The following is a 22,939-nucleotide window of genomic DNA, read 5'->3' on the forward strand; positions in this document are numbered from 1 at the left end:
GGAGATCGCGAACTGGTGTCCCAACTCCCCTGTCACGCAAGTACGATGACGCGTGATCAGACCGTGATGTGGATGTGGATCGGGTGTCTGCATCGACTGCCGACGCAGCAGGGGATCGAGGGATCACATGTCGTCCTATTTCACCGACCTGGCCCAGCAGTACATTGACGGTGAGTGGCGTCCGGGGACCGGTTCCTGGGACATCATCGACTTCAACCCGTACGACGGGGAGAAGCTCGCGTCGATCACCATAGCCGCGGTCGAGGAGATAGATCAGGCCTACCAGGCCGCCGCGCGCGCCCAGAAGCAGTGGGCCGCCACCAATCCCTACGCCCGCCGTGCCGTCTTCGAGAAGGCGCTGCGCCTCATCGAGGAGCGCGAGGCGGAGATCACCGAGGCGATCATCGCCGAACTGGGCGGCACCCGTCTGAAGGCCGCCTTCGAGCTGCACCTCGCCAAGGAGTTCCTGCGCGAGTCGATCCAGTGGGCGCTGCGCCCCGAGGGCAGGATCTTGCCCTCCCCGGTGGACGGCAAGGAGAACCGCGTCTACCGCGTGCCGGTCGGTGTCGTGGGCGTGATCAGCCCCTTCAACTTCCCCTTCCTGCTGTCGATCAAGTCGGTCGCCCCGGCGCTCGCGCTCGGCAACGCCGTGGTCCTCAAGCCGCACCAGAACACCCCGATCGTCGGCGGCACCCTGGTCGCGAAGCTCTTCGAGGACGCGGGCCTGCCGGGCGGCCTGCTCAACGTCGTCGTCACCGACATCGCGGAGATCGGCGACGCCTTCATCGAGCACCCGATCCCCAAGGTCATCTCCTTCACCGGCTCCGACAAGGTCGGCCGGCACGTGGCCACCGTCTGCGCCTCGCTCTTCAAGCGCTCGGTGCTCGAACTGGGCGGCAACAGCGCGATCGTGGTCCTCGACGACGCCGACGTCGACTACGCGGTCGACGCGGCGGTCTTCAGCCGGTACGTCCACCAGGGCCAGGTCTGCATGGCCGCCAACCGCGTGCTCGTCGACCGCTCGATCGCCGACGAGTTCACCGAGAAGTTCGTCGCCAAGGTGAAGACGCTCAAGGCCGGCGACCCGAGCGACCCGGCGACCGTCATCGGCCCGCTGATCAACTCCCAGCAGGCGGAGTCGATCTCGGCCACGGTCGAGCAGGCCATCGCCGAGGGCGCCACCGCCCTGGTGCACGGCACGACCACCGACAACCTGGTCGAGCCCTCGGTCCTCACCGACGTCCCGGCCGACTCCGACCTGCTCCGGCAGGAGGTCTTCGGCCCGGTCGCCTTCCTCATCCCGTTCGACGGCGAGGAGGAGGCCGTACGCCTCGTCAACGACACCCCGTACGGCCTCAGCGGCGCGGTCCACACCGGTGACATCGAGCGGGGCGTGTCCTTCGCCAAGCGGATCGACACCGGCATGTTCCACGTCAACGACGGCACCGTCCACGACGAGCCGGTCGTCCCCTTCGGCGGCGAGAAGCACTCCGGCCTCGGCCGCCTCAACGGCGAGACCACCGTGGACTCCTTCACCACCCTGAAGTGGATCTCGGTCCAGCACGGCCGGAGCGGCTTCCCGTTCTAGCCCCTTCCGACGAGTTCGGCCGCGACGGGCCCTTTAGGACGCGATCTGTCCTAAAGGGCCCGTAGCTTCGTCGGTGTCAGGGCAACACAATCCGAGGAAAGGCTGCCGGTCATGGTCACTCACGTTTCCGCCGAAGCACAGGGCGACGAGCGCGGAGCACTGCTCTCCTTCATCGAGGAGCAGCGCGGCGGCATCCGCCGGGCGCTGCTCGGTCTGACCGACGAGCAGGCGGCGAGCAGGCCGAGCGCCAGCGAGCTGACCCTGGCGGGCCTGCTCAAGCATGTCGCCGAGGTCGAGCAGAGCTGGATCGCCCGCGCCAAGCAGGAGCCGCCGGCGATCGAGCGTGACCAGTCGAACTGGCACGAGACCTTTCAGCTGGTCGGCGACGAGACGGTGGCCTCGCAGCTCGCCTACTGGGAGGAGGTCGCCGCCGGGACGGAGAAGTTCATCCGCTCCGTCCCCAGCCTCGACGACACCTTCCCGCTCCCGCCGCAGCCCTGGTTCCCGCCGGAGGGCCGGGTCTCCATGCGCTGGGTCTGCCTCCACCTGATCCGCGAACTGGCCCGGCACGCGGGCCACGCCGACATCGTCCGCGAGTCCCTGGACGGGAAGACGGCGTTCGAACTCGTGGCCCTGGAGCAGGCCTCCTAGCCGTTCCTGGCCGCTCCTGGCCGCTTCTAGTGGTGGAAGCTGGTGGCCGCCTCCTTGTCCCTGGTCAACGGATGCGGCTGTCGGCGCAGTTCGGGCAGCAGCCGGGTCAGGTCCTCAAGGAACAGCTCGGCCAGGTCCTTGGAGAAGCCGTTGCGGCACACCACCCGCAGCACGGACAGGTCCTCTCGGTTCGCCGGGAAGGTGTACGCCGGCACCAGCCAGCCGCTCTCGCGCAGCCGCCGGGAGACGTCGAAGACGTCGTACGACGTCACGTGGTCGGCGGTGGTGAAGGCGAACACGGGCAGCTCGTCGCCCCGGGTGAGGAGCCGGAAGTCGCCGAGCGCCTCGACACGTGCGGCGAGCGCCGTCGCCACGTCCCGCGAGGCCTGCTGCACCGCGCGGTAGCCGTCCCGGCCCAGGCGCAGGAACGTGTAGTACTGCGCGACCACCTGGGCGCCGGGGCGGGAGAAGTTGAGGGCGAAGGTGGGCATGTCGCCGCCCAGGTAGTTGACCCGGAAGACCAGCTCCTCGGGCAGCGCCTCCTTGTCCCGCCACAGCGCCCAGCCGACGCCCGGGTAGACCAGGCCGTACTTGTGCCCCGAGGTGTTGATCGACGCCACCCGCGGGAGTCGGAAGTCCCAGACCAGGTCCTCGTCCAGGAAGGGCGCGATCATCGCGCCGGACGCGCCGTCGACATGGACCGGGACGTCCAAGCCGGTGCGCTCCTGGAGGGCGTCCAGGGCGGCACAGAGGTCGGCGACCGGCTCGTAGGACCCGTCGAAGGTGGAGCCGAGGATGGCGACCACCCCGATGGTGTTCTCGTCGCACAGCTCGGCGGCGGCCTGCGGGTCCAGGTGGTAGCGGTCGCCCTCCATGGGCACGAACCGGGGTTCCACCTCCCAGAAGTTGCAGAACTTCTCCCAGCAGACCTGGACGTTGATGCCCATGATCAGGTTCGGCCGGGCGGTGCCCGGATAGCGGTCGGCGTTGCGCTGCGCCCAGCGGCGCTTCATCGCCAGCCCGGCCAGCATGCAGGCCTCGCTGGAGCCCGTCGTCGAACATCCGATGGTGCCGGCCGGATCCGGCGCGTTCCACAGGGCGGCGAGCATCGCCACACAGCGCTGCTCCAGCTCGGCGGTGCGCGGGTACTCGTCCTTGTCGATCATGTTCTTGTCGTCGCACTCCGCCATCAGGATCCCGGCCTGCGGTTCCATCCAGGTGGTGACGAACGTGGCCAGATTCAGCCGGGCGTTGCCGTCCAGCATCAGCTCGTCGTGTACCAGCTGGTAGGCGGTCGAGGGTGGCAGCGGGCCGTCCGGCAGCCGGTGCGTGGGCGGGGCCTCGGCCATGCCGGCGACCGGGTTCGCCTCACCGAAGAACGGGTTGACGGACATGGAGCGCTCGCGGTGCTTCCCGGATCCTTTGTGGAGCGGCATGACAGGTGCCTCCTAGAACAGTTTCACAAGGTTCGGCGTCAGAAAGTTCAGCGCAGGGCCGTGCCGTCCGCCCGCAGTTGCATCTTCGGCCGTCCGGTCACCAGCATCCAGGCGGGCAGCGACGCGATGCACAGCAGGGCGAGGATCGTCGGCGAGGCCACGAGTACGGCGGCCGTGAACAGGCTCACCCAGCCCTGTCTGGTGATCGCCAACAGCATGCCCAGTACACCTGCCGCCACGCCCACCGAGGGCTGGACGGCGGGCACCAGGGCGTGGGCGCACAGCCCGAGGGCCGCGCCGATGAAAACCGACGGAAAGATCCGGCCACCGCGGAAACCGCAGGCGGCGGCCACCAGCAGCGCGGCCAGTTTGACGACCGTCATCACCGCGAACTGCCCGGCCGACCAGCCCCCCGGGTCCTTCGCCAGCTCCGCGACCTCGTCCAGCCCCTTGAAGAGCGTCAGATGGCCGCCCAGCGCGCCCAGGAGGCCCAGAACCACACCGCCGGCCGGCAGGGCCACCATGGGGTGCCCGAGGCGCCGGAAGGCCCCGTGGACGTACGGGAAGGCATAGACGGCGAGCATGCCGAGCAGCGCGGCCACGGGGGCGATCACCAGAGCCGTCAGCAGATCGGTCCAGCGCAGCCGGCCGACCGCGGGCAGCCCGAGGTCCAGGGCCGGACGGGCCACCAGAGCCGTCGTCAGCGCTCCCGCGCCCGCCGCCATCAGCGGCCCGAAGAGGTTGTCCCACAGCGCCCCTTTCAGCGGCTTCCCGGCCAGGGCCTCGGAGATCACCAGGGCCGCCGCCACCGGCGTGCCGAACAGCGCGCCGAGGGTCGCCGCGTCGGCCAGCGCGGGCCACAGCGAGCCCGGCATCCGGGGCATCGCGAGGCGCCCCAGCCACAGCGCCAGCCCCACGTTCACGGCGATGATCGGGTTCTCGGGCCCGAGACTCGGCCCGCCCGCCAGCATCAGCACGGTCGCCAGCAGCAGTCCCGGCAGGACGACGGGCGGCATCGCCACTGCCTCCAGGCCCAGGGTGGCCGGATCGGGCCCGGCGTGCCCGGGCACCTTCCACACCACCAGCCCGACCGCGACACCGGTCGCGGTCAGCATCACCAGCATCCACAGCACCGAGTACCGCCCGATGCCGAGCGCGTCCGGCAGGTTGTTCCAGAGCACGTGCTGCAGCCGCTCCGCCAGCGAGCTCACCACCAGGTACAGCAGGCTGCTGCCGACCCCGACGGCCAGGGCGGGCAGGATCAGCGGCAGCAGGGCACGCGCGGGGGCCGGGGGCGGGGTGGGGAGCGCCTGCCGCGCGGTGTCCTGGGCCACGGGCCCACCATAAGCGGGCAAAACCGACACAACATCCCGAAGGAAACGGACGCCGGGAGGCCCCGAACCGAGCGGACTTGCACCTCACGTGACGTGAGGACCCAAGGTGGAGCACGGAAAGGAGCGGAAGTGAGCTACTCCGTAGGACAGGTCGCCCGATTCGCCGGCGTCACCGTGCGCACCCTGCACCACTACGACGAGATCGGCCTGCTGGTCCCGGGCGAGCGCAGCCCCGCCGGACACCGGCGGTACGGCGACGCCGACCTCGACCGGCTGCAGCGGATCCTGTTCTACCGGGAGCTCGGCTTCCCGCTCGACGAGGTCGCGGCGCTGCTCGACGACCCGGACGCGGACCCGCGCGCGCAGCTGCGCCGCCAGCACGAACTGCTGACCGCCCGGATCGAGAAGCTGCGCAGCATGGCCGCGGCCGTGGAGCACGCCATGGAGGCACGCAGGATGGGCATCAACCTCACGCCCGAGGAACGCTTCGAGGTCTTCGGCGACAAGGACCCCGAGCAGCACGCCGAGGAGGCCGAGCAGCGCTGGGGTGGCACCGACGCCTACGCCGAGTCGCAGCGCCGGGCCGCCCACTACACCAAGGCCGACTGGCAGCGCATGAAGGCCGAGGTAGACGACTGGGGCGAGCGTTACGCCGCCCTGGTGAACGAGGCCGAGCCGCCGGCCGGCGCGCGGGCCATGGACATGGCCGAGGAACACCGGCGGCACATCTCGGCCTGGTTCTACGACTGCCCGTACGAGATGCACCGCTGTCTCGCCGCGATGTACGTGTCCGACGAGCGCTTCAAGGCGTTCTACGACTCGATGGCCCCGGGCCTGGCCGAACACCTGAAGGCGGCGATCGAGGCGAACGCGGCGCGGCACACGCCGTGACCCGGCGTCCGTCCAGGTCTGGGCGAGCCGGGCCCGGCCGGGCTATTCGAGCTTGTCGACGACGACGGCCGTGCCGTACGCGCACACCTCGGTCCCCGCGTCCGCCGCCTCGGTCACGTCGAACCGGAAGGCCAGCACGGCGTTGGCGCCACGCGCGCGTGCCTGTTCCACCAGGCGCTCCATCGCCTGCGTACGGGTCTGGACGAGCGTTTTCGTCAGCCCCTTCAGCTCACCGCCGATCATCGACTTCAGACCCGCGCCGATCTGACTGCCCAGGTGCCGGGAGCGCACCGTCAGCCCGAAGACCTCGCCGATGACCTCCCGCACCCGGTACCCGGGAACGTCGTTCGTGGTGACCACCAGCACATCGGGCTGGGGTCCCTGACCGCCGCCGAATTCTTCGATACCCATGTCCACAGCTATTCCCCAGGGCGGGCACAGTGCATCCTGGATCCACTGGTGGAACCTGGGGTGGACACATTGCGTTGATAGCTTTGTGCGGCCGCACAAGGAAACCGCTGTGCCTTCACCCCCCAGGAGCCCGGAACCGTGACGACCGGAACCACGATGACGCTCGCCCTCGGCCCGAGCTGGCTGGATCCGAACAATCTTCTCGACTCGTTCGGCATCTGGGGCCTGCTCCTGGTGGTCTTCGCCGAGTCCGGCCTTCTGATCGGCTTCTTCCTGCCGGGTGACTCCCTCCTGTTCACCTGCGGCCTGCTGATCACCTCGAACCAGCTGGACTTCCCCCTGTGGGGCGCCATCGGCCTGATCTGCGTCGCCGCGATCCTCGGCGACCAGGCGGGCTACATGTTCGGCAAGAAGGTCGGCCCGTCGCTCTTCAACCGGCCGAACTCCCGCCTCTTCAAGCAGGAGAACATCGCCAAGGCGCACGAGTTCTTCGAGAAGCACGGCCCGAAGTCCCTGATCCTGGCCCGCTTCGTGCCGGTGATCCGCACGTTCACGCCGATCATCGCCGGCGTCAGCGGCATGGCCTACCGCTCGTTCCTGGTGTTCAACGTCATCGGCGGTGTCCTCTGGGGCGCCGGTGTCACCCTGCTCGGCTCCTGGCTCGGCAAGATCGACGTCGTCAAGAACAACATCGAGGCGATCCTGCTCCTGATCGTCCTCGTCTCGGTGGTCCCGATCATCATCGAGTTCCTGCGGGCCCGCTCGAAGAGCAGGAAGGCGACGCCGACGGAGCAGCCGCTCCCGCAGCACCCCGCCCCGCCGATGATGGACGACGCGACGACCCAGCTCCGCAGGATCGACCCGACGTACGGCCAGCAGCAGCCGCCCCAGCAGCAGCCTCCGCAGCAGCAGTACGGCCAGCAGCCGCAGCCGCAGTACGGCCAGCCGCAGCCGCAGCCGCAGCCGCAGCCGCAGCCGCAGTACGGTCAGCCGCAGCAGCCGTACCAGCAGCAGCCGTACTACGGCGAGCAGGGCTACAGCCAGAACGGCTACGGCCAGCAGCAGTACCCGCAGAGCGAGGACCACTACCGAGCGCCGTAAGCGGCAACGCCCTGCTTTTTTGGGGGCGCGGGGAACTGCGCGATCAACCCCCACGACCTGCGGTCGCGCACGGACCGATGTGCCCCCCGAGGCGCTCAGACCGCGGCGCTCGAACTGACGCGCTCAGAACCCCCGCGTCCGCTTCGCGGCCCGCCGCTTCCCCGCCGAACCGACCCGCAGCCCCAACCGCGAGATCTCCGACCCCAGATTGACCCCGATGGCGATGGCCATGGCGAGCGACGCCGCCTTGGCCAGGGACACCAACCCCTTGTCGACCTCGTTCTGGGCCATCGACAGCAGCCCGAAGTAGGTCGCCGACCCCGGCAGCAACGGCCCGATCGCCGCGGTCGTGTACGGCAGCGCGGAAGCGAACCGGTACCGCGACAGCAACTGCCCGAACAGCCCCACCAGCCCGGCCGCCGCGGCCGTGGAGGCGACCGGCGAGATCCCCCCGGCGTAGTGCATCGCGCCGTAGACACACCACGCCACCCCGCCGTTGAGGGTCACGGCCAGCACGGTGGATCGTTCCTGCTGGAGCAGCACCGCGAAGGTCAGCGACAGCACCATCGACGCGGCGATCTGCAGCAGCGGCCGCTCGGAGGCGGTCAGCGCCGTGTCGGGGTTGAGCCGGCCGCCCAGTTTCACGCCGAAGTACAGGATCGTCAGCACCCCGATGACGATGCCGACGAAGAAGTACATGACCTCCAGCAGGCGTGCGGAGGCGGTGATGTAGAAGCCGGTGAGCCCGTCCTGGACGCCCGCGACGAGGGCCCGCCCGGGCAGCAGCGCGAACAGTCCACCGGTGACGACGGCGGACGCCGCGACATCGACGTGGGCGAGCGCGAACGCCACCCCGATCGCGGCCGGCGGCATCGCGGCGATCATGAACTGGTAGAACTCCGGCAGCCCCCGCCCCGCGCACAGCCACGCCAGCCGGTCGCCCAGCATCGCGCCGATCGCGGCCGCCACGAACACCAGGTAGTCACCGCCGACGAGCACCGAGGCGGCCCCGGCGAGCAGCCCGCTCGCGCCGGTCAGCGCCCAGCCGGGGTACGGGTGGCGGTTGCGGCGGATCTCCGCGAGCCGCCGGTAGGCCTCCTCCAGGGAGACATGGGTCTCGGGGTCGGTGAGGTCGTCCACGAGCCGGAAGACGGCGGCCAGACGCGTGTAGTCGGTCCCGCGCCGCCGTACCGTCCGGGACGCCGTCACGGGGTCGTCGACCAGCGAGGGCTGGTAGGAGATCGCCAGCAGCGTGAAGGTGACGCCCGGCTCGCAGCGGTCGAGTCCGTACGACCGGCAGACCGCGAACATCGCGGCCTCCACGTCCTCCGCGCCCTCGCCGCCCGCCAGCAGCAACTCCCCGATACGCAGCGTCAGGTCGAGCACGCGCGGAACGGCCGGCCCGCCCTCCTCGGCCTTCTGCACCGGCTCCGGCGCCGGCCGCTCGGCCACCGGCATGCGCAGCATCGTGCGCATCCGGTCCTGCCAGGGCGCGTCCTTGACGAGACTGACCGTGGGGAAGCCGGAGGCGGGCGTGAAGGCGGCCGGGCCGTCCAAGGCGCTGTACGTGCTCGGCATGCTGAACGCCGAGCCCTCCGGCTCGCCGGTCACCGGCTGCGGCGTCGCCAGCCCCTCCGGCACCACGAACTCGGACGTGGTCTCGGGCTCGACGCCGGCCTCGGGGACCGCGATGCCCGCCGGAACGGCGAACTCGGACGTGATCTCCGGGTCGTACCGCGCCTCGTCCGACCGGGGCTTGCGGTCCTCCTCCTCCGTCACCGTCGTAACGCTCCCTGGAACGACAACTTCACGTACGCCTCAGTATGCGCATGACCACGCAGCGGCCACCAAAAACCCGCCCGTGCGGGCCGGTGGACCCGCTGCGGACACGGAAAACGGGCCTCACGCGTGCGTGCGGCCCGTTTCCCGTGCGCGGACTGGATCAGTGACCGCCCTGCTCCTTGAAGCGCTTGTACGACCGCTCGATCTCCACCTCGGCGTCGGTGCGCCCCACCCAGTTGGCGCCCTCGACGGACTTGCCGGGCTCCAGGTCCTTGTAGACCTCGAAGAAGTGCTGGATCTCCAGGCGGTCGAACTCCGACACGTGGTGGATGTCGCGCAGGTGCTCCACGCGCGGGTCGGTGGCCGGGACGCACAGCAGCTTGTCGTCGCCGCCGGCCTCGTCGGTCATCCGGAACATGCCGATCGCGCGGCACTTGATGAGGCAGCCCGGGAACGTCGGCTCCTCCAGGATGACCAGCGCGTCCAGCGGGTCGCCGTCCTCGCCGAGGGTGTTCTCGACGAATCCGTAGTCGGCCGGGTAGGCGGTCGAGGTGAAGAGACGACGGTCCAGGCGGATCCGACCGGTCTCGTGGTCCACCTCGTACTTGTTCCGCGAACCCTTCGGGATCTCGATCGTGACGTCGAACTCCACCGGTGGCTCCTCCATGATCAACACATAGTTCTGGTGGTTAAGTGTCCCTCACGCAGGTGTGTGATCGCGAAAGGGGCTGGTGGTCGTGCCAGAGCTGAGGCCTTGGCGGTCCGCGAAACCGCGTGTGCGGAAGATCGCGGGTGCCGTGCGTCCGCATCTGGCACGCGTGGTGACCGCCACGAAACCGCAGGTCAAGCGGTTGAAGCGGGCAGTGGGGCCGCAGTTGGCACGCATCAGGCGCGCGACCGGACCCGGGCCGGCCGGCCCGGCCCGCCCGCCTCGTCCTCGGACCATCAAGACCTGGCAGTACACCGCGGGCGCCGCCACGGCCGGGCTCGCGCTGGCCGCCGGTGCGGTGACCGCGGCGGGCCCCTGGGACGCCGACGGTCAGCGTACGGCCGAGCGGGACCGGGCCGCCGCCCTGGAACGGACGGGTGGCGCAGATCACGGTTCCGGCACCGCCGCGAGAGAACCCAGCCCCGCGCCCAGCGCCGGATCCGTCCTGACGGGCCTGGGCGGCGCCACGAACACCGTGAAGTCGGCGCCGAGCGGCGAACCCGCCGGAATCACCGGAACGGCCGTCACGGACCTCCTGGGGCCCCTTCTGGACGCCTCGGCGCTCGGCGGCACCCGTACCGCCGTGGTCGTCGACGTGGCCACCGGCGGGCGCCTCTACGGCGCCGGCGCCGACACCGCCCTCACCCCCGCCTCCACCACCAAGATCGCCACCGCCGTCGCCGCCCTCTCCGCGCTCGGCCCCGACCACCGCATCACCACGCGCGTGGCCCTCGAACCCGGCACCAGGGAGGTCGTCCTGGTCGGCGGCGGAGACCCGACCCTGACCGCCCGCAAGAATGCCGAAGGCTGGGCCAGCCTGCGCACGCTCGCCACCGAGACGGCCAGATCGCTGACCGCGCGGGGCATCAAACAGATCACGCTCTCGTACGACACCACGCTCTACAGCGGCCCCGACCTGCACCCCATCGGCGTCAACGACAACCTCGCGCGCGTGAGCCCCCTCATGGCCGACGAGGCCCGCACCGACGGCTCCGTCGAGGGACCGGTGACCCGGGTGAGCGACCCGGCGGCCGCCGCGGCACAGAAGTTCGCCGGCTTCCTGGCGGAGGCCGGCATCAAGACCTCGGCGCCCGGCACCTCCAAGGCGAGCAGCCGGGCCGACACCCTCGCCACCGTCTCCTCGCCGCCGCTGTCCGCGATCGTCGAGCGCATGCTGACCAACAGCGACAACGACATCGCCGAGGCCCTGGCCCGCCAGACCGCGCTCGCGAGCGGCAAGGTGGCCAGCTTCGACGGGGGAGCCGCCGCGATCGACGCCCAACTCACCGAGCTGGGCCTGCCGATGACCGGCGCCTCCTTCCACGACGGCAGCGGCCTGAACCGTGACGACCGGCTGACGGCGAACCTGCTCACCGCCCTGCTCGTCAAGGCCGCCGACGCGGACCGGCCGGGCCTGCGCCCGGTCCTCACCGGACTCCCGGTGGCCGGCTTCACGGGCACCCTGAGCAGCCGTTACGCGGACGGCGCGGCAGGCGTCGTACGCGCGAAGACCGGCACCCTGACCGGCGTCAACACCCTGGCGGGCACGGTCGTCGACAAGGACGGCCGCCTGCTGGCGTTCGCCTTCCTCGCGGCGGACACGACGAGTCCGGTGGAGGCCCAGGAGGCACTGGACCGGACGGCGACGGCGCTGGCGGGCCTGTGAACCGCCGCGCCCGGCCGGTGCGCACGGACCCGCCGCAGCCGGCGCAAGCACCACCAACCCCGCCCACCGCACAAAACAGCCGCACCTCCACCAACCTCCACGGCCTGCCCCAAGTGGGAGCGCTAACGTACGGTTGACGCATGACGAGCATCGGTGGCGCTGCTTCTTCTGGGATGGTCGACTGGAATCTCGCGGTGGCGACCGCGACCCGGCTCGTGCGGCCGGGCCCCGAGGTGAGCCGCGACGAGGCCCGGGCCATCGTCGCGGAGCTGCGGCGGCACGCGAAAGCCTCGGAGGAACACGTCCGGGGCTTCACTCGTATGGGCAACGACGACATCCACGACACCCCCGTCCTGGTGGTGGACCGCCCGGGCTGGGTGAAGGCGAACGTCGCCGGGTTCCGTGAACTCCTCAAGCCGCTGCTGGACAAGATGCAGGAGCGGCGGGCCGGCAGTCCGGGCGGCGCGGTCCTGGGCGCGGTCGGCGGCAAGGTCACCGGCGTGGAACTCGGCATGCTCCTGTCGTTCCTGTCGTCCCGGGTGCTCGGCCAGTACGAGACCTTCGCCCCCGCCTCCCGGGACCTCCCCGCGGACGAGCACGGCGGCGGACGGCTGCTGCTCGTCGCCCCGAACATCGTCCACGTGGAGCGCGAACTCGACGTGAAGCCGCATGACTTCCGCCTGTGGGTGTGCCTGCACGAGGAGACGCACCGCACCCAGTTCTCGGCGGTGCCCTGGCTGCGCGCCCATCTGGAGGGCGAGATCCAGGCGTTCCTGTCGGAGACCGACGTCGACCCGATGACCGTCCTCGAACGCGTCCGGGACGCCGCCCAGTCGCTCGCCGGGAGCCGCCCCGAGGCCGAGGAGGACGACGGTGGACGGTCGTTCGTCGAACTCGTGCAGACCCCGGCCCAGCGCGAGATCCTCGGCCGGCTCACCGCCGTCATGTCCCTCCTGGAGGGCCACGCCGACTTCGTCATGGACGGGGTCGGACCCGCGGTCGTACCGACCGTCGCCGAGATCCGCGAGAAGTTCCAGCAGCGGCGCGCCAAGGGTGCCTCCCGGCTGGACATGACCCTGCGCAAGCTGCTCGGCCTGGACGCCAAACTCCGGCAGTACCGGGACGGCGAGCGGTTCGTGCGGGCCGTCGTCGAACAGGTCGGCATGGACGGCTTCAACCGGGTGTGGACCTCCCCGAACACCCTGCCGACCAAGGCCGAGATCGCCAAACCGGCGGACTGGGTCGCGCGGGTGCATCGCAAGGCCGAGTCGTGAACCGACGCAGGTGTGGTGAATCGGATCCCGCGCACGGCAGGCGAACGCCCCTCCAATCACCCGTCCGAGGGACCGTGAGCGATGGGTAGGCGTGCGATGCTCGGGGAACGGCCCGTTTCTGTCACCATCTACACACTCTGAGTGACCGATCTCGGGTTCACCCCCCGAAAACTTCATGAAGGGAACCGGACATGGGTCCCCATCCTGCGGTCGCGGCGATACGCCTGGCGGTCCGCCGCGTCCTCCACGACATCCTCACCGACACCAGTCGATGCAGCCGTACCACCGGTGAACGCGCCGGTGGGCGCATCGTCGCGCGCCTCACGCGCCCCGTCGGAGACATCCCGGAACAGTCACCGAACGAGCGGCCCCCCTCCCCGCTCGTCCTCGTGGCCTGCTCCGGCGGCGCCGACTCGATGGCGCTCGCCTCCGCCCTCGCCTTCGAGGCACCCAGGCTCGGCGTCCGCGCGGGCGGCATCACCGTCGACCACGGCCTGCAGCCCGGCTCCGACCTGCGGGCTGACGAGGTCGTCCTTCGGATGCGCGAACTCGGCCTGCATCCGGCCGAGTCGATCACCGTGACCGTCGGCCGTGACGGCGGGCCCGAGGCCGCTGCCCGGGACGCCCGCTACGCCGCCCTGGACGCCGCCGCCGAGCGGCACGGCGCCACCGCGGTCCTGCTCGGCCACACCAGAGACGACCAGGCCGAAACCGTCCTGCTCGGCCTCGCCCGCGGCTCGGGCATCCGCTCCCTGTCCGGAATGGCCGCGGTCTCGGGGGCCGACGGCCGTTACCGCCGCCCGTTCCTCCAGCTGGACCGGCAGACCGCCCGCAAGGCCTGCATGGTCCAGTCCCTGCCGGTCTGGGACGACCCGCACAACGCGGACCCGGCCTACACCCGCTCGCGGCTCCGCCACGAGGGCCTGCCCGCCCTGGAGAAAGCCCTGGGCAAGGGCGTCGTCGAGGCCCTCGCCCGTACCGCCCAGCTCTCCCGGGACGACGCGGACGCCCTGGATACCTGGGCCAGCCAGGCCGAGGCCTCCGTACGGGACGCCGCGGGCCTGCTGGAATGCGCCAAGCTCTACGCCCTGCCACCCGCCGTCCGCCGCCGGATCCTGCGCCGCGCGGCCATCGAGGCGGGCGCACCGGCCGGTTCGCTCTTCGCCCGGCACATCGAGGAAGTCGACCGGCTGATCACCGGCTGGCGCGGCCAGGGAGCCATCAATCTCCCCGGCAAGGTCGTGGCCCAGCGCCAGGGTGGCAGACTGGTGATCCGGCAAGGCTGATTCCGTACCCCCCGGGGTCCGGGCTCCGCCGGTGGGACGACCGAAAGTGATGCGGGTGGACGCGAAAGACATGGGTGCCGATCTCCAGCGGGTACTCATCACCAAGGAAGAGATCGACGCGAAGCTGGCAGAGCTGGCCGCGAAGATCGACGCGGAATACGCGGGCAAGGACCTGCTCATCGTCGGCGTCCTCAAGGGCGCCGTGATGGTCATGGCAGACCTCGCCCGGGCGCTGTCCACCCCCGTCACCATGGACTGGATGGCTGTGTCCTCCTACGGCGCGGGCACCCAGTCCTCCGGTGTGGTGCGGATCCTCAAGGACCTCGACACCGACATCAAGGGCCGGCACGTCCTGATCGTCGAGGACATCATCGACTCCGGACTGACCCTGTCCTGGCTGATCAACAACCTCGGCTCCCGCGAGCCCGAGACCCTGAAGATCTGCACCCTGCTGCGCAAGCCGGACGCGGCCAAGGTGGCCATCGACGTCGAGTGGGTCGGTTTCGACATCCCCAACGAGTTCGTCGTCGGCTACGGCCTCGACTACGCCGAGAAGTACCGCAATCTCCCGTTCGTCGGTACGCTCGCGCCTCACGTCTACGGCGGCTGAACCCCGGCTGATACGCCGGAGGGTCCACTTACGTAAGACGATCGGGAACCCCAGCGGGTTTCGCGCCGTTGGAGCATGCAGAGACGGGCTTTGCCAGTCGTCCGAGCCGCTCCGCGCGGCTTCGGACACTCATGCTGGGGTACCGTCAGAAGAACTGTCTTATCAAACTCACTATGGCAGGAGGGACGGAGCGACACCGCTCCGTATGGATGGACGTGAAGCGATACTTCCGTGGGCCGGTCATGTGGATCGTGCTGGCCGTCCTTGCCGTGGTCGTGTTGATGCAGGTCGTCGGCTCGTCCGGCGGCTACAAGACGGTGGACACCGGCCAGGTCGTGGCGGCGATCAACAACAACAAGGTGGAATCGGCGAAGCTGACCACCGGTGACGAGCAGACCATCAAGGTCACGCTCAAGAACGGCGAGAAGGTCGACGGCAGCTCGAAGATCCAGGCGAGCTACATCGGCGACCAGGGCGTGACCATCGCCAACACGCTGCAGACCAAGTACCAGGACAAGCAGATCCCCGACGGTTACACCGTCTCGCCGACCAAGCAGAACGCCTTCGTCGGTGTCCTGCTCTCCCTGCTCCCCTTCGTCCTCATCGTGGTCGTCTTCCTGTTCCTGATGAATCAGATGCAGGGCGGCGGCTCCCGGGTCATGAACTTCGGCAAGTCCAAGGCGAAGCTCATCACCAAGGACACCCCGAAGACGACGTTCGCGGACGTCGCGGGCTGTGACGAGGCCGTCGAGGAGCTCCACGAGATCAAGGAATTCCTCCAGGAGCCGGCCAAGTTCCAGGCGGTCGGCGCCAAGATCCCCAAGGGCGTGCTCCTCTACGGCCGTCCCGGCACCGGCAAGACGCTGCTCGCGCGTGCCGTCGCCGGCGAGGCGGGGGTGCCCTTCTACTCGATCTCCGGTTCCGACTTCGTCGAGATGTTCGTCGGTGTCGGTGCCTCCCGGGTCCGCGACCTCTTCGAGCAGGCCAAGGCGAACGCCCCGGCGATCGTCTTCGTCGACGAGATCGACGCGGTCGGCCGTCATCGCGGCGCCGGCCTCGGCGGCGGTCACGACGAGCGCGAGCAGACCCTGAACCAGCTGCTCGTCGAGATGGACGGCTTCGACGTCAAGGGCGGTGTGATTCTCATCGCCGCGACGAACCGGCCCGACATCCTCGACCCGGCGCTGCTGCGCCCGGGCCGTTTCGACCGCCAGATCGCGGTCGACCCGCCGGACCTGCTGGGCCGTCTGGAGATCCTCAAGGTTCACCAGAAGGGCAAGCCGGTCGCGCCCGACGTCGACCTCGCGGCGGTCGCCCGCCGTACGCCGGGCTTCACCGGCGCGGACCTGTCGAACGTGCTGAACGAGGCGGCGCTGCTCACGGCCCGCAGCGACCGCAAGCTCATCGACAACCAGATGCTCGACGAGGCGATCGACCGTGTGGTCGCGGGCCCGCAGAAGCGGACCCGGATCATGTCGGACAAGGAGAAGAAGATCACCGCGTACCACGAGGGCGGCCACGCCCTGGTCGCGGCGGCTTCCCCGAACTCCGACCCGGTCCACAAGATCACGATCTTGTCCCGTGGCCGTGCCCTCGGCTACACGATGGTGCTGCCGGACGAGGACAAGTACTCGACCACGCGCAACGAGATGCTCGACCAGCTCGCCTACATGATGGGCGGCCGCGCGGCCGAGGAACTGGTCTTCCACGACCCGACCACCGGCGCCGCCAACGACATCGAGAAGGCCACTGCCACCGCCCGCGCGATGGTCACGCAGTACGGCATGACCGAGCGTCTCGGCGCGATCAAGTTCGGCGGCGACAACACCGAGCCCTTCCTCGGCCGTGAGATGTCCCACCAGCGCGACTACTCGGAAGAGGTCGCCGCCCTGGTGGACGAGGAAGTCAAGAAGCTCATCGAGAACGCTCACAACGAGGCCTGGGAGATCCTGGTCGAGAACCGAGACGTCCTCGACCACCTGGTGCTCCAGCTCCTGGAGAAGGAGACCCTGGGCAAGGAGGAGATCGCCGAGATCTTCGCGGCGCTCCACAAGCGGCCCGCGCGGCCCGCGTGGACCGGCTCCTCCCGCCGTACGCCGTCCACCCGCCCGCCGGTGCTCTCCCCGAGGGAGCTCGCACTGACGAACGGGGCGAACGGCGCGACGCCGGCGATCAGCACGGCTAAGTCCACGGCGGCCGAGTCCGCCCCGGCGGTCGAGAAGGCCCCGGAGGACCGACCCGAGAGCTGATTCACACCGGTCTCGCCCGGCTCGGAATGGATGCCGCGCCCCCCAGGATCTAGCCTGGGGGGCGCGGCTTTTCGGTATGCCCGCAGATCAGGCGCGTGACCCACAGGCGTCCCCCTATGGAACGAGGCACCCCAGATGACCGACCCCGTAACCCTGGACGGCGAGGGCACCATCGGCGAATTCGACGAGAAGCGCGCCGAGAACGCCGTACGCGAACTCCTGATCGCGGTAGGCGAGGACCCCGACCGTGAAGGGCTCAGGGAGACTCCGGCGCGGGTGGCACGGGCGTATCGCGAGCTGCTGGCCGGGAACTACCAGGAGCCCGAAGAGGTCCTGACGACGACCTTCGATCTCGGGCACGACGAGATGGTCCTGGTCAAGGACATCGAGATTGTTTCCTTGTGTGAGCACCACATGCTGCCGTTCCACGGCGTCGCACACGTCGGCTACATCCCGGCGGAGACCGGCAAGATCACGGGCTTGTCCAAGCTCGCGCGCCTGGTCGAGGTGTTCGCCCGTCGTCTGCAGGTGCAGGAACGTCTCACCACACAGGTCGCAGACTCCCTGATGCGGATCCTGGAGGCCCGGGGTGTGATCGTCGTGGTGGAGGCGGAGCACATGTGCATGTCGGTCCGTGGGATCCGCAAGCCGGGGGCCAAGACGACGACCTCGGCGGTCCGCGGCCAGCTCCGGGACGCCACGACCCGCGCCGAGGCGATGAGCCTGATACTGGCGCGCTGACCTTCCCCGGGAGGGGCTCAGGCGACGGGCTCGGCCCCGCTGTGGTGGTTGTCGTCGTCCTCCGGGAGCTTGCACACCCGCTCCAGGAAGACCGCCGCCGCTATGACACCGATGCCGGCGACCACCGAGAAGGCCGCGTAGAGGGCCTGGTCGCGGCGGGCGGGGAGATCGAGGAGCTCCAGCAGGAAGACGCCCGTGCCGCCGTACATACCGGCGACCAGGGCCGCGACCAGGGCGCTGGCCTGGCCGAAGACGACCGCGCGGGCGGCCATCAGGGGGTCGACGCCCTTGGCGCCCGGGCGGCGCTCGCGCTGGGCCCGGAGGCGGGCGCGCAGCGAGAGCGCCGTGGCGAGCAGGACCACGGCGATCAGGGCGAGGACGATCGGGGCGGCCACCGGCACGCTGGGCAGGGTCCCCACCGAGTTCCACAGGCGGGCCCCCGCCCAGGACAGCACTCCGGCCACGACGAAGACGCCGGCCAGCACCCTGATCCGCAGCTCTTTCACTGTGTTCCTTCAGCTCCCCCGCAGAGATGTGGTCGTGTCGACCTTAACGACTACTCGGGCAGTCGGAGTTCCAGGTCCGCACGTGCTTCCACACCGTGCCGGGTGACGGCTGCCAGCAAGTCGGCGATGGTGCCGCGGCCGGGCAGCTGTGCCTCGGGGTCGACGTCGTGCCAGGGCGCCAGCACGAAGGCGCGCTCGTGGGCCCGCGGGTGCGGAAGGGTGAGCTGCGGATCGTCGGAGACGACGTCCGCGTACGCGACGATGTCGACGTCCAGGGTGCGCGGGCCCCAGTGCTCGTCCCGCACCCGGTTGAACGCCTCCTCCACCGCGTGCGCCCGCTCCAGCAGCGAGGACGGCGGGAGGGTGGTCTTCAGCACCACGACCGCGTTGTAGTACGTCGGCTGGCTGCCGGGTGCGACGCCCCACGGCTCCGTCTCGTACACCGGCGACACGGCCTTGATGCGGACGCCCGGGGTGTCCTCCAGGGCGTCGATGGCGCCCTGGAGGGTCTCCAGGCGGTTGCCGAGATTGGAGCCGAGGGCGACCACGGCGCGTTTGGGGTTGGAGAGGGTGGTGTCGGCGGCGTCGACCTGTTCGACGACGGAGGCGGGCACCGGCTGGACGGTCGGGTCGCTGGGACCCCGCAGAGAGGATGCGGTCATACTCGGCTCCGGGTGATGGTGACGGTGACGTCGTCGAAGGGGACGGTGATGGGCGCGTCCGGCTTGTGGACCTGGACCTCGACCTCTCTTACCCCCTCGTGCTTCAGGCAGACCTGGGCGATCCGCTCGGCGAGCGTCTCGATCAGGTTCACCGGCTCCCCCTCGACCACGGCGACGACCTCTTCGGCCACCACGCCGTAGTGCACGGTCTTCGTCAGGTCGTCGTCGGCCGCCGCCGGCCGGGTGTCCAGGCCAAGGACGACGTCCACGAGGAAGGTCTGGCCCTCCTCACGCTCCTTGGGGAAGACACCGTGGTGCCCGCGGGCCTTCAGGCCGCGCAGCGCGACACGATCCACGCGAATCACTCCTGCAATCGTCGGTAACGGCGAGGTCGCATCGTGTGCGGGCGATCGACCGGCCTCAGACGAATCTACCTGCGGGCACTGACAGAGCCGGGGCACGGGGCGGCGGCCCGCGCCGGGGTCGCCAGGGTTCATCGCGCGTTTTCCCTGGAGAACCCGGCGGCTCACGGGCCGGTAGCCGTACCTACCGGCGAGTTCGTGATTCCAGCCACTTCTTGCGCCACGTGGACCGTGTGGGTCGCGTGGTGGCTCAGGAGGGCGTGTCGTCGTCCTCGTCCTCGTCGGTCTCGGACAGCACCGGGGAGGCGTGGTGGGACCAGAGCTTCCAGCCGTCCGGGGTGCGCCGGAACACGTTCGTGGCGACGACCAGCTGACCCACCAGCGGGCCGAGCTCCTGGCCGCCCGTGGGGGCCGGGCCGCCGCTGAGGATGTTCTCCGTGCAGGTCACCAGGGCGGTGTCGCCGGTGACGGAGACATGCACATCGGTGAGGAAGAACTGGATGTAGTCGGTGTTCGCCATGATCAGCGCGTACGACCGCAGGACCTCGCCGCGGCCGGTCAGCACCGGCCAGCCCGGGTGCACGCAGGAGACCACGCCGGTGTCCGCCGGATCGTGGTACTCCTCGTCGACGCCCAGGTCGGCGGGGGTGAGCCAGAGGCCGGACACCGCCTCGAAATCGGCGCGCTCCAACGCCTCGTAGAAGGCGGTGTTGGCGGCCTCGACCTGCTCGACGTCGGTGTGGGGGGCGCTCACCGGGCTCCCTCTGCGCGGTGGGGCGGGTTCTGCGAGGCGTGCGCGGGCTGCGCGGCCGGTGAGGCGTGCGCGGGTTGTGAGGCCTGCGCGGGTTGTGAGGCGTGCGCGCTCGGCGTGTCCGGTCCCGTGCGCGCCCCCTCTATGGCGCGTGCGACCCGTACCGCGTCCGCCGTGGCGCGCACCTCGTGCACGCGCACCGCCCACGCGCCGGCGTGCGCCGCGAGCGCGGAGACGGCGGCCGTCGCCGCGTCGCGCTCCCTGGCCGGCGGGGGCGCCCCTTCGGGCCCGGCCAGGACCCGGCCGAGGAACCGTTTGCGGGAGGCGGCGACGAGTACCGGGTGCCCGAGGGCGTGCAGCCGGTCGAGGTGGGCCAGAAGGGTCAGGTCGTGCTCGGAGTCCTTGGAGAAGCCGAGGCCGGGGTCGACGACGATGCGGTCGGGGGAGATGCCGCCGGCCAGGACGGCGTCCACGCGCGCGTGCAGTTCGTCGAGGACTTCGGCGACGACGTCGTCGTACACGCCCCGGACGTTGCCGCCCTCCAGGAAGCCGCGCCAGTGCATGACGACGAAGGGGGCGCCCGACTCGGCGACCACGGGGATCATGTCGGGGTCGGCGAGGCCGCCGCTGACGTCGTTGACGAGGGCCGCACCGGCGGCGAGGGCCTGCTGGGCGACACGGGCGCGCATGGTGTCGACGGAGACGACGACGCCCTCGGCGGCGAGGCCGCGGACGACGGGGATGACACGGCGCAGTTCCTCGTCCTCGTCGACGCGGGTGGCGCCGGGGCGGGTGGACTCACCGCCGACGTCGACGAGGTCGGCGCCCTCGGTGACGAGGTCGAGGCCGTGCTTGACGGCGATCGTCGTGTCGAACCAGCGGCCGCCGTCGGAGAAGGAGTCGGGGGTGACGTTCACGACCCCCATGACCGCGCACCGGTCCCATGCCGGAAGCCCTGCCACCTGGCCACGTCCGCTGTGGTTGCTCATACGTTCAGCGTAGGCCCAGGAAACGGCGGCCCCGCCGTGCGGCCTTCGGGTGGGCCCGAGCGGAGCCCGCGGGCTGGAGGGGGAGGGGCGTCCGCTCGGGCCGGTCATGCGGTCACGCCGCTCGTATGCCCTGTTCGGCGACGCCGTGGGCGCAGGGGCGGGCGGCCGGGGTGTTGCGGCGCAGGAAGCGCGGCAGCGGGAGGGCGAGGTTGACGAAGCCCTCCGCCTGCATGGCGGCCAGGCCGATCCGCGGGAGGTCGCCGGAGGCCCGGTAGACCACGAAGCGCGGCTCCCAGCGCGGCTGGAACTTGGCGTTGAACTTGTACAGCGACTCGATCTGGAACCAGCGCGACAGGAAGACCAGCAGCCCGCGCCAGGCACGCAGCACCGGGCCCGCGCCGATCTTCTCGCCCCGCGCGAGCGCCGAGCGGAACATCGCGAAGTTGAGCGAGACCCGGGTGATACCGAGCTTCGGGGCGGCCTGGAGGGCGGCCACGATGAGCAGTTCGTTCATCCCGGGGTCGGCCGCCCGGTCGCGGCGCATCAGGTCCAGGGAGACGCCGTCGGTGCCCCAGGGCACGAAGTGCAGGATCGCCTTGAGGTCGCCGTAGGGACCGGGTGTCTCGTCGGGCTTGTGCGCGGTGGCGATCAGGCAGTCGCCGTCGGCGGGGTCGCCGATGCGGCCCAGGGCCATCGAGAAGCCGCGCTCGGTGTCGGTGCCGCGCCAGTCCTCCGCCGCCCGGCGGATACGGTCCAGCTCGGCCTCGCCGAGGTCACGGATGCGCCGCACCCGGGTTTCGTAGCCGGCTCGCTCGATGCGCTTGACCATCTGGCGCACGTTGCGCATCGCGCGTCCGGCGAGCGAGAAATCCGCTACGTCCACCACCGCCTCGTCGCCCAGTTCGAGGGCGTCCAGGCCGGTCTCCCGGGTCCACACCTCGCCGCCCGTCTCCGAGCAGCCCATCACGGCGGGGGTCCAGGAGTGGGCCTTGGCCTCGTCCATGAAGCGTTCGATGGCGCCGGGCCAGGCCTCGACGTCGCCGATCGGGTCACCGCTGGCGAGCATCACGCCGGAGACCACGCGGTAGGTGACCGCCGCCTTGCCGCTGGGCGAGAAGACGACCGCCTTGTCGCGGCGGAGCGCGAAGTGGCCGAGGGAGTCGCGGGCGCCGTGTTTCTCCAGGAGGGCGCGCAGGCCGGCCTCGTCCTCCTCGGTGAGGTGCGCGGCGGGGTGTTCGGGGCGGAAGGCGAGGTAGATGGTGGTGACCGCGGTGATCAGGCCGAGGGCGCCGAGCGAGAAGGCGACCGTCCAGGAGGTCGATCCCTCGTAGTCGACGGGGCCTTCGAAGCCGAACAGGCCGTACAGGACGTGCGTGATGCGGTCGGCCAGGCTCGGGTCGCCGATCGTGCGCCTCGGGTGGGCGCTGACGATGACCAGCCCGAGGGCGAGCGAACCGGCGCTCATGAGCACGAAGTTGGCGAGCGCGCGCCACCGGCTGCGCGGGTCCGGCAGTGCCTTGAACTCGTCGCGGTGGAGCACCAGGGGCACGAACAGCGCCAGCGAGATCAGGGCCCCGATGACCGAGTGCCGGTACACGAACTGCGACATCGCGCCGGCCGGCAGGAGCGCGACCGCGGCCCGCCACGCCCGGCGCTTGCGCCGCTTGAGCCCGTGCGCGAGCAGCAGCAACAGCACGCCGACGCTGAGCGAGAGCGCGGCGGCGAACGGCCCCATCGACCCGGGCAGCACCTCGGCCATGGCGTGCATACGGCTGTGCCGGAAGCGCGGGAACACACCCGCGGCGATGTCCAGGACGCCTACGACCGCGCACGCCCTGCCGACCACAGCGGGGACCGCCTCAGGGCGCGGACCACGGACTATGCGCCGCGCCCGGCTTGATCGGCTCGGAACCCCGCCCGACATTTCCCCATCTATCCTG

21 protein-coding genes are annotated in these 22,939 nt (G+C 70.5%); 10 read left to right on the plus strand and 11 right to left on the minus strand.

Going from position 1 to position 22,939, the window contains the following annotated elements; all coding sequences use genetic code 11:
• The first annotated feature begins 127 nt into the window (after positions 1-127).
• Together ACFWXC_RS29585 and ACFWXC_RS29590 are read left to right on the plus strand one after the other, a co-directional pair.
• On the plus strand, positions 128-1,588 hold the full coding sequence (locus ACFWXC_RS29585) for an aldehyde dehydrogenase family protein (protein ID WP_384483335.1): 1,461 nt from the start codon (positions 128-130) through the stop codon (positions 1,586-1,588).
• A 111-nt stretch (positions 1,589-1,699) separates the two neighbouring features.
• Positions 1,700-2,239, plus strand: coding sequence for a DinB family protein (locus ACFWXC_RS29590; RefSeq protein WP_384483336.1), 540 nt, complete (start codon positions 1,700-1,702; stop codon positions 2,237-2,239).
• 26 nt (positions 2,240-2,265) lie between these two features.
• On the opposite strand, the gene ACFWXC_RS29595 is transcribed toward ACFWXC_RS29590, so the two are convergent.
• Together ACFWXC_RS29595 and ACFWXC_RS29600 are read right to left on the minus strand one after the other, a co-directional pair.
• On the minus strand, positions 2,266-3,675 hold the full coding sequence (locus ACFWXC_RS29595) for a glutamate decarboxylase (protein WP_384483337.1): 1,410 nt from the start codon (positions 3,673-3,675) through the stop codon (positions 2,266-2,268).
• 47 nt (positions 3,676-3,722) lie between these two features.
• Positions 3,723-5,009, minus strand: coding sequence for an ion channel protein (locus ACFWXC_RS29600; protein ID WP_384483338.1), 1,287 nt, complete (start codon positions 5,007-5,009; stop codon positions 3,723-3,725).
• A gap of 129 nt (positions 5,010-5,138) precedes the next feature.
• Between ACFWXC_RS29600 and ACFWXC_RS29605 the strand changes: the two genes are divergently transcribed.
• The gene (locus ACFWXC_RS29605) at positions 5,139-5,900 is read left to right on the plus strand and encodes a MerR family transcriptional regulator (RefSeq protein WP_384483339.1); all 762 of its coding nucleotides are present in this window, start codon (positions 5,139-5,141) and stop codon (positions 5,898-5,900) included.
• A gap of 42 nt (positions 5,901-5,942) precedes the next feature.
• Here the strand turns inward: ACFWXC_RS29605 and ACFWXC_RS29610 are convergent, their stop codons facing one another.
• Positions 5,943-6,311, minus strand: a complete 369-nt coding sequence (locus ACFWXC_RS29610; protein WP_384483340.1) for a YbjQ family protein — start codon at positions 6,309-6,311, stop codon at positions 5,943-5,945.
• Positions 6,312-6,467: 156 nt separating this feature from the next.
• Here ACFWXC_RS29610 and ACFWXC_RS29615 point away from each other — a divergent pair, with 156 nt between their 5' ends.
• Positions 6,468-7,412 carry a DedA family protein gene (locus ACFWXC_RS29615; RefSeq protein WP_384483398.1) on the plus strand — a complete coding sequence of 315 codons (945 nt, stop codon included), beginning with the start codon at positions 6,468-6,470 and terminating at the stop codon, positions 7,410-7,412.
• Between the two features lie 123 nt (positions 7,413-7,535).
• Here ACFWXC_RS29615 and ACFWXC_RS29620 read toward each other — a convergent pair whose 3' ends face one another.
• Positions 7,536-9,191, minus strand: coding sequence for a threonine/serine exporter ThrE family protein (locus ACFWXC_RS29620; protein ID WP_384483341.1), 1,656 nt, complete (start codon positions 9,189-9,191; stop codon positions 7,536-7,538).
• Positions 9,192-9,354: 163 nt separating this feature from the next.
• The gene (locus tag ACFWXC_RS29625; protein WP_351712108.1) at positions 9,355-9,846 is read right to left on the minus strand and encodes an inorganic diphosphatase; all 492 of its coding nucleotides are present in this window, start codon (positions 9,844-9,846) and stop codon (positions 9,355-9,357) included.
• 124 nt (positions 9,847-9,970) lie between these two features.
• Between ACFWXC_RS29625 and dacB the strand changes: the two genes are divergently transcribed.
• The 6 genes from dacB to folE all read left to right on the plus strand — a co-directional run bounded on the left by dacB (position 9,971) and on the right by folE (position 17,729).
• The gene (gene dacB / locus ACFWXC_RS29630) at positions 9,971-11,569 is read left to right on the plus strand and encodes a D-alanyl-D-alanine carboxypeptidase/D-alanyl-D-alanine-endopeptidase (protein WP_384483342.1); all 1,599 of its coding nucleotides are present in this window, start codon (positions 9,971-9,973) and stop codon (positions 11,567-11,569) included.
• A 140-nt stretch (positions 11,570-11,709) separates the two neighbouring features.
• Positions 11,710-12,843 (plus strand): zinc-dependent metalloprotease, encoded by a 1,134-nt coding sequence (locus ACFWXC_RS29635; RefSeq protein ID WP_384483343.1) that lies wholly within the window; start codon positions 11,710-11,712, stop codon positions 12,841-12,843.
• Positions 12,844-13,034: 191 nt separating this feature from the next.
• Positions 13,035-14,129 (plus strand): tRNA lysidine(34) synthetase TilS, encoded by a 1,095-nt coding sequence (tilS, locus tag ACFWXC_RS29640; RefSeq protein WP_384483344.1) that lies wholly within the window; start codon positions 13,035-13,037, stop codon positions 14,127-14,129.
• 49 nt (positions 14,130-14,178) lie between these two features.
• Entirely contained in the window at positions 14,179-14,739 is a 561-nt protein-coding gene (hpt, locus tag ACFWXC_RS29645) for a hypoxanthine phosphoribosyltransferase (protein ID WP_351747268.1), read from the plus strand.
• A 209-nt stretch (positions 14,740-14,948) separates the two neighbouring features.
• Positions 14,949-16,988: an ATP-dependent zinc metalloprotease FtsH gene (ftsH, locus tag ACFWXC_RS29650; protein ID WP_384483345.1), complete on the plus strand. Its 2,040-nt coding sequence runs from the start codon at positions 14,949-14,951 to the stop codon at positions 16,986-16,988.
• A 135-nt stretch (positions 16,989-17,123) separates the two neighbouring features.
• Positions 17,124-17,729 (plus strand): GTP cyclohydrolase I FolE, encoded by a 606-nt coding sequence (folE, locus tag ACFWXC_RS29655; RefSeq protein ID WP_384483346.1) that lies wholly within the window; start codon positions 17,124-17,126, stop codon positions 17,727-17,729.
• Between the two features lie 17 nt (positions 17,730-17,746).
• On the opposite strand, the gene ACFWXC_RS29660 is transcribed toward folE, so the two are convergent.
• The 6 genes from ACFWXC_RS29660 to ACFWXC_RS29685 all read right to left on the minus strand — a co-directional run bounded on the left by ACFWXC_RS29660 (position 17,747) and on the right by ACFWXC_RS29685 (position 22,923).
• Positions 17,747-18,235 carry a DUF3180 domain-containing protein gene (locus ACFWXC_RS29660; protein ID WP_384483347.1) on the minus strand — a complete coding sequence of 163 codons (489 nt, stop codon included), beginning with the start codon at positions 18,233-18,235 and terminating at the stop codon, positions 17,747-17,749.
• Between the two features lie 50 nt (positions 18,236-18,285).
• A complete protein-coding gene (folK, locus tag ACFWXC_RS29665) occupies positions 18,286-18,897 on the minus strand; it encodes a 2-amino-4-hydroxy-6-hydroxymethyldihydropteridine diphosphokinase (RefSeq protein WP_384483348.1) in 612 nt (203 codons plus the stop codon).
• Positions 18,894-19,253 carry a dihydroneopterin aldolase gene (gene folB / locus ACFWXC_RS29670; protein ID WP_351748877.1) on the minus strand — a complete coding sequence of 120 codons (360 nt, stop codon included), beginning with the start codon at positions 19,251-19,253 and terminating at the stop codon, positions 18,894-18,896. The genes folK and folB overlap by 4 nt, the downstream gene beginning before the upstream one ends.
• A gap of 256 nt (positions 19,254-19,509) precedes the next feature.
• Positions 19,510-20,013 (minus strand): nuclear transport factor 2 family protein, encoded by a 504-nt coding sequence (locus ACFWXC_RS29675; RefSeq protein ID WP_382533895.1) that lies wholly within the window; start codon positions 20,011-20,013, stop codon positions 19,510-19,512.
• Positions 20,010-20,999: a dihydropteroate synthase gene (folP, locus tag ACFWXC_RS29680; protein ID WP_384483349.1), complete on the minus strand. Its 990-nt coding sequence runs from the start codon at positions 20,997-20,999 to the stop codon at positions 20,010-20,012. The genes ACFWXC_RS29675 and folP overlap by 4 nt, the downstream gene beginning before the upstream one ends.
• Before the next feature lie 112 nt (positions 21,000-21,111).
• The gene (locus ACFWXC_RS29685; RefSeq protein WP_384483350.1) at positions 21,112-22,923 is read right to left on the minus strand and encodes a phosphatidylglycerol lysyltransferase domain-containing protein; all 1,812 of its coding nucleotides are present in this window, start codon (positions 22,921-22,923) and stop codon (positions 21,112-21,114) included.
• Positions 22,924-22,939 lie beyond the last annotated feature (16 nt).

This window comes from Streptomyces sp. NPDC058683 (genome assembly GCF_042716195.1).
GTDB lineage: Bacteria > Actinomycetota > Actinomycetes > Streptomycetales > Streptomycetaceae > Streptomyces.

Coding starts and splice junctions, on each gene's coding strand:
- ACFWXC_RS29585 (WP_384483335.1), top strand. CDS start 128: ATGTCGTCCTATTTCACCGACCTGGCCCAGCAGTACATTGACGGTGAG.
- ACFWXC_RS29590 (WP_384483336.1), top strand. CDS start 1,700: ATGGTCACTCACGTTTCCGCCGAAGCACAGGGCGACGAGCGCGGAGCA.
- ACFWXC_RS29595 (WP_384483337.1), bottom strand. CDS start 3,675: ATGCCGCTCCACAAAGGATCCGGGAAGCACCGCGAGCGCTCCATGTCC.
- ACFWXC_RS29610 (WP_384483340.1), bottom strand. CDS start 6,311: ATGGGTATCGAAGAATTCGGCGGCGGTCAGGGACCCCAGCCCGATGTG.
- ACFWXC_RS29615 (WP_384483398.1), top strand. CDS start 6,468: ATGACGCTCGCCCTCGGCCCGAGCTGGCTGGATCCGAACAATCTTCTC.
- ACFWXC_RS29635 (WP_384483343.1), top strand. CDS start 11,710: ATGACGAGCATCGGTGGCGCTGCTTCTTCTGGGATGGTCGACTGGAAT.
- tilS (WP_384483344.1), top strand. CDS start 13,035: ATGGGTCCCCATCCTGCGGTCGCGGCGATACGCCTGGCGGTCCGCCGC.
- hpt (WP_351747268.1), top strand. CDS start 14,179: ATGCGGGTGGACGCGAAAGACATGGGTGCCGATCTCCAGCGGGTACTC.
- ftsH (WP_384483345.1), top strand. CDS start 14,949: ATGGACGTGAAGCGATACTTCCGTGGGCCGGTCATGTGGATCGTGCTG.
- folE (WP_384483346.1), top strand. CDS start 17,124: ATGACCGACCCCGTAACCCTGGACGGCGAGGGCACCATCGGCGAATTC.
- folK (WP_384483348.1), bottom strand. CDS start 18,897: ATGACCGCATCCTCTCTGCGGGGTCCCAGCGACCCGACCGTCCAGCCG.
- folP (WP_384483349.1), bottom strand. CDS start 20,999: ATGAGCAACCACAGCGGACGTGGCCAGGTGGCAGGGCTTCCGGCATGG.
- ACFWXC_RS29685 (WP_384483350.1), bottom strand. CDS start 22,923: ATGTCGGGCGGGGTTCCGAGCCGATCAAGCCGGGCGCGGCGCATAGTC.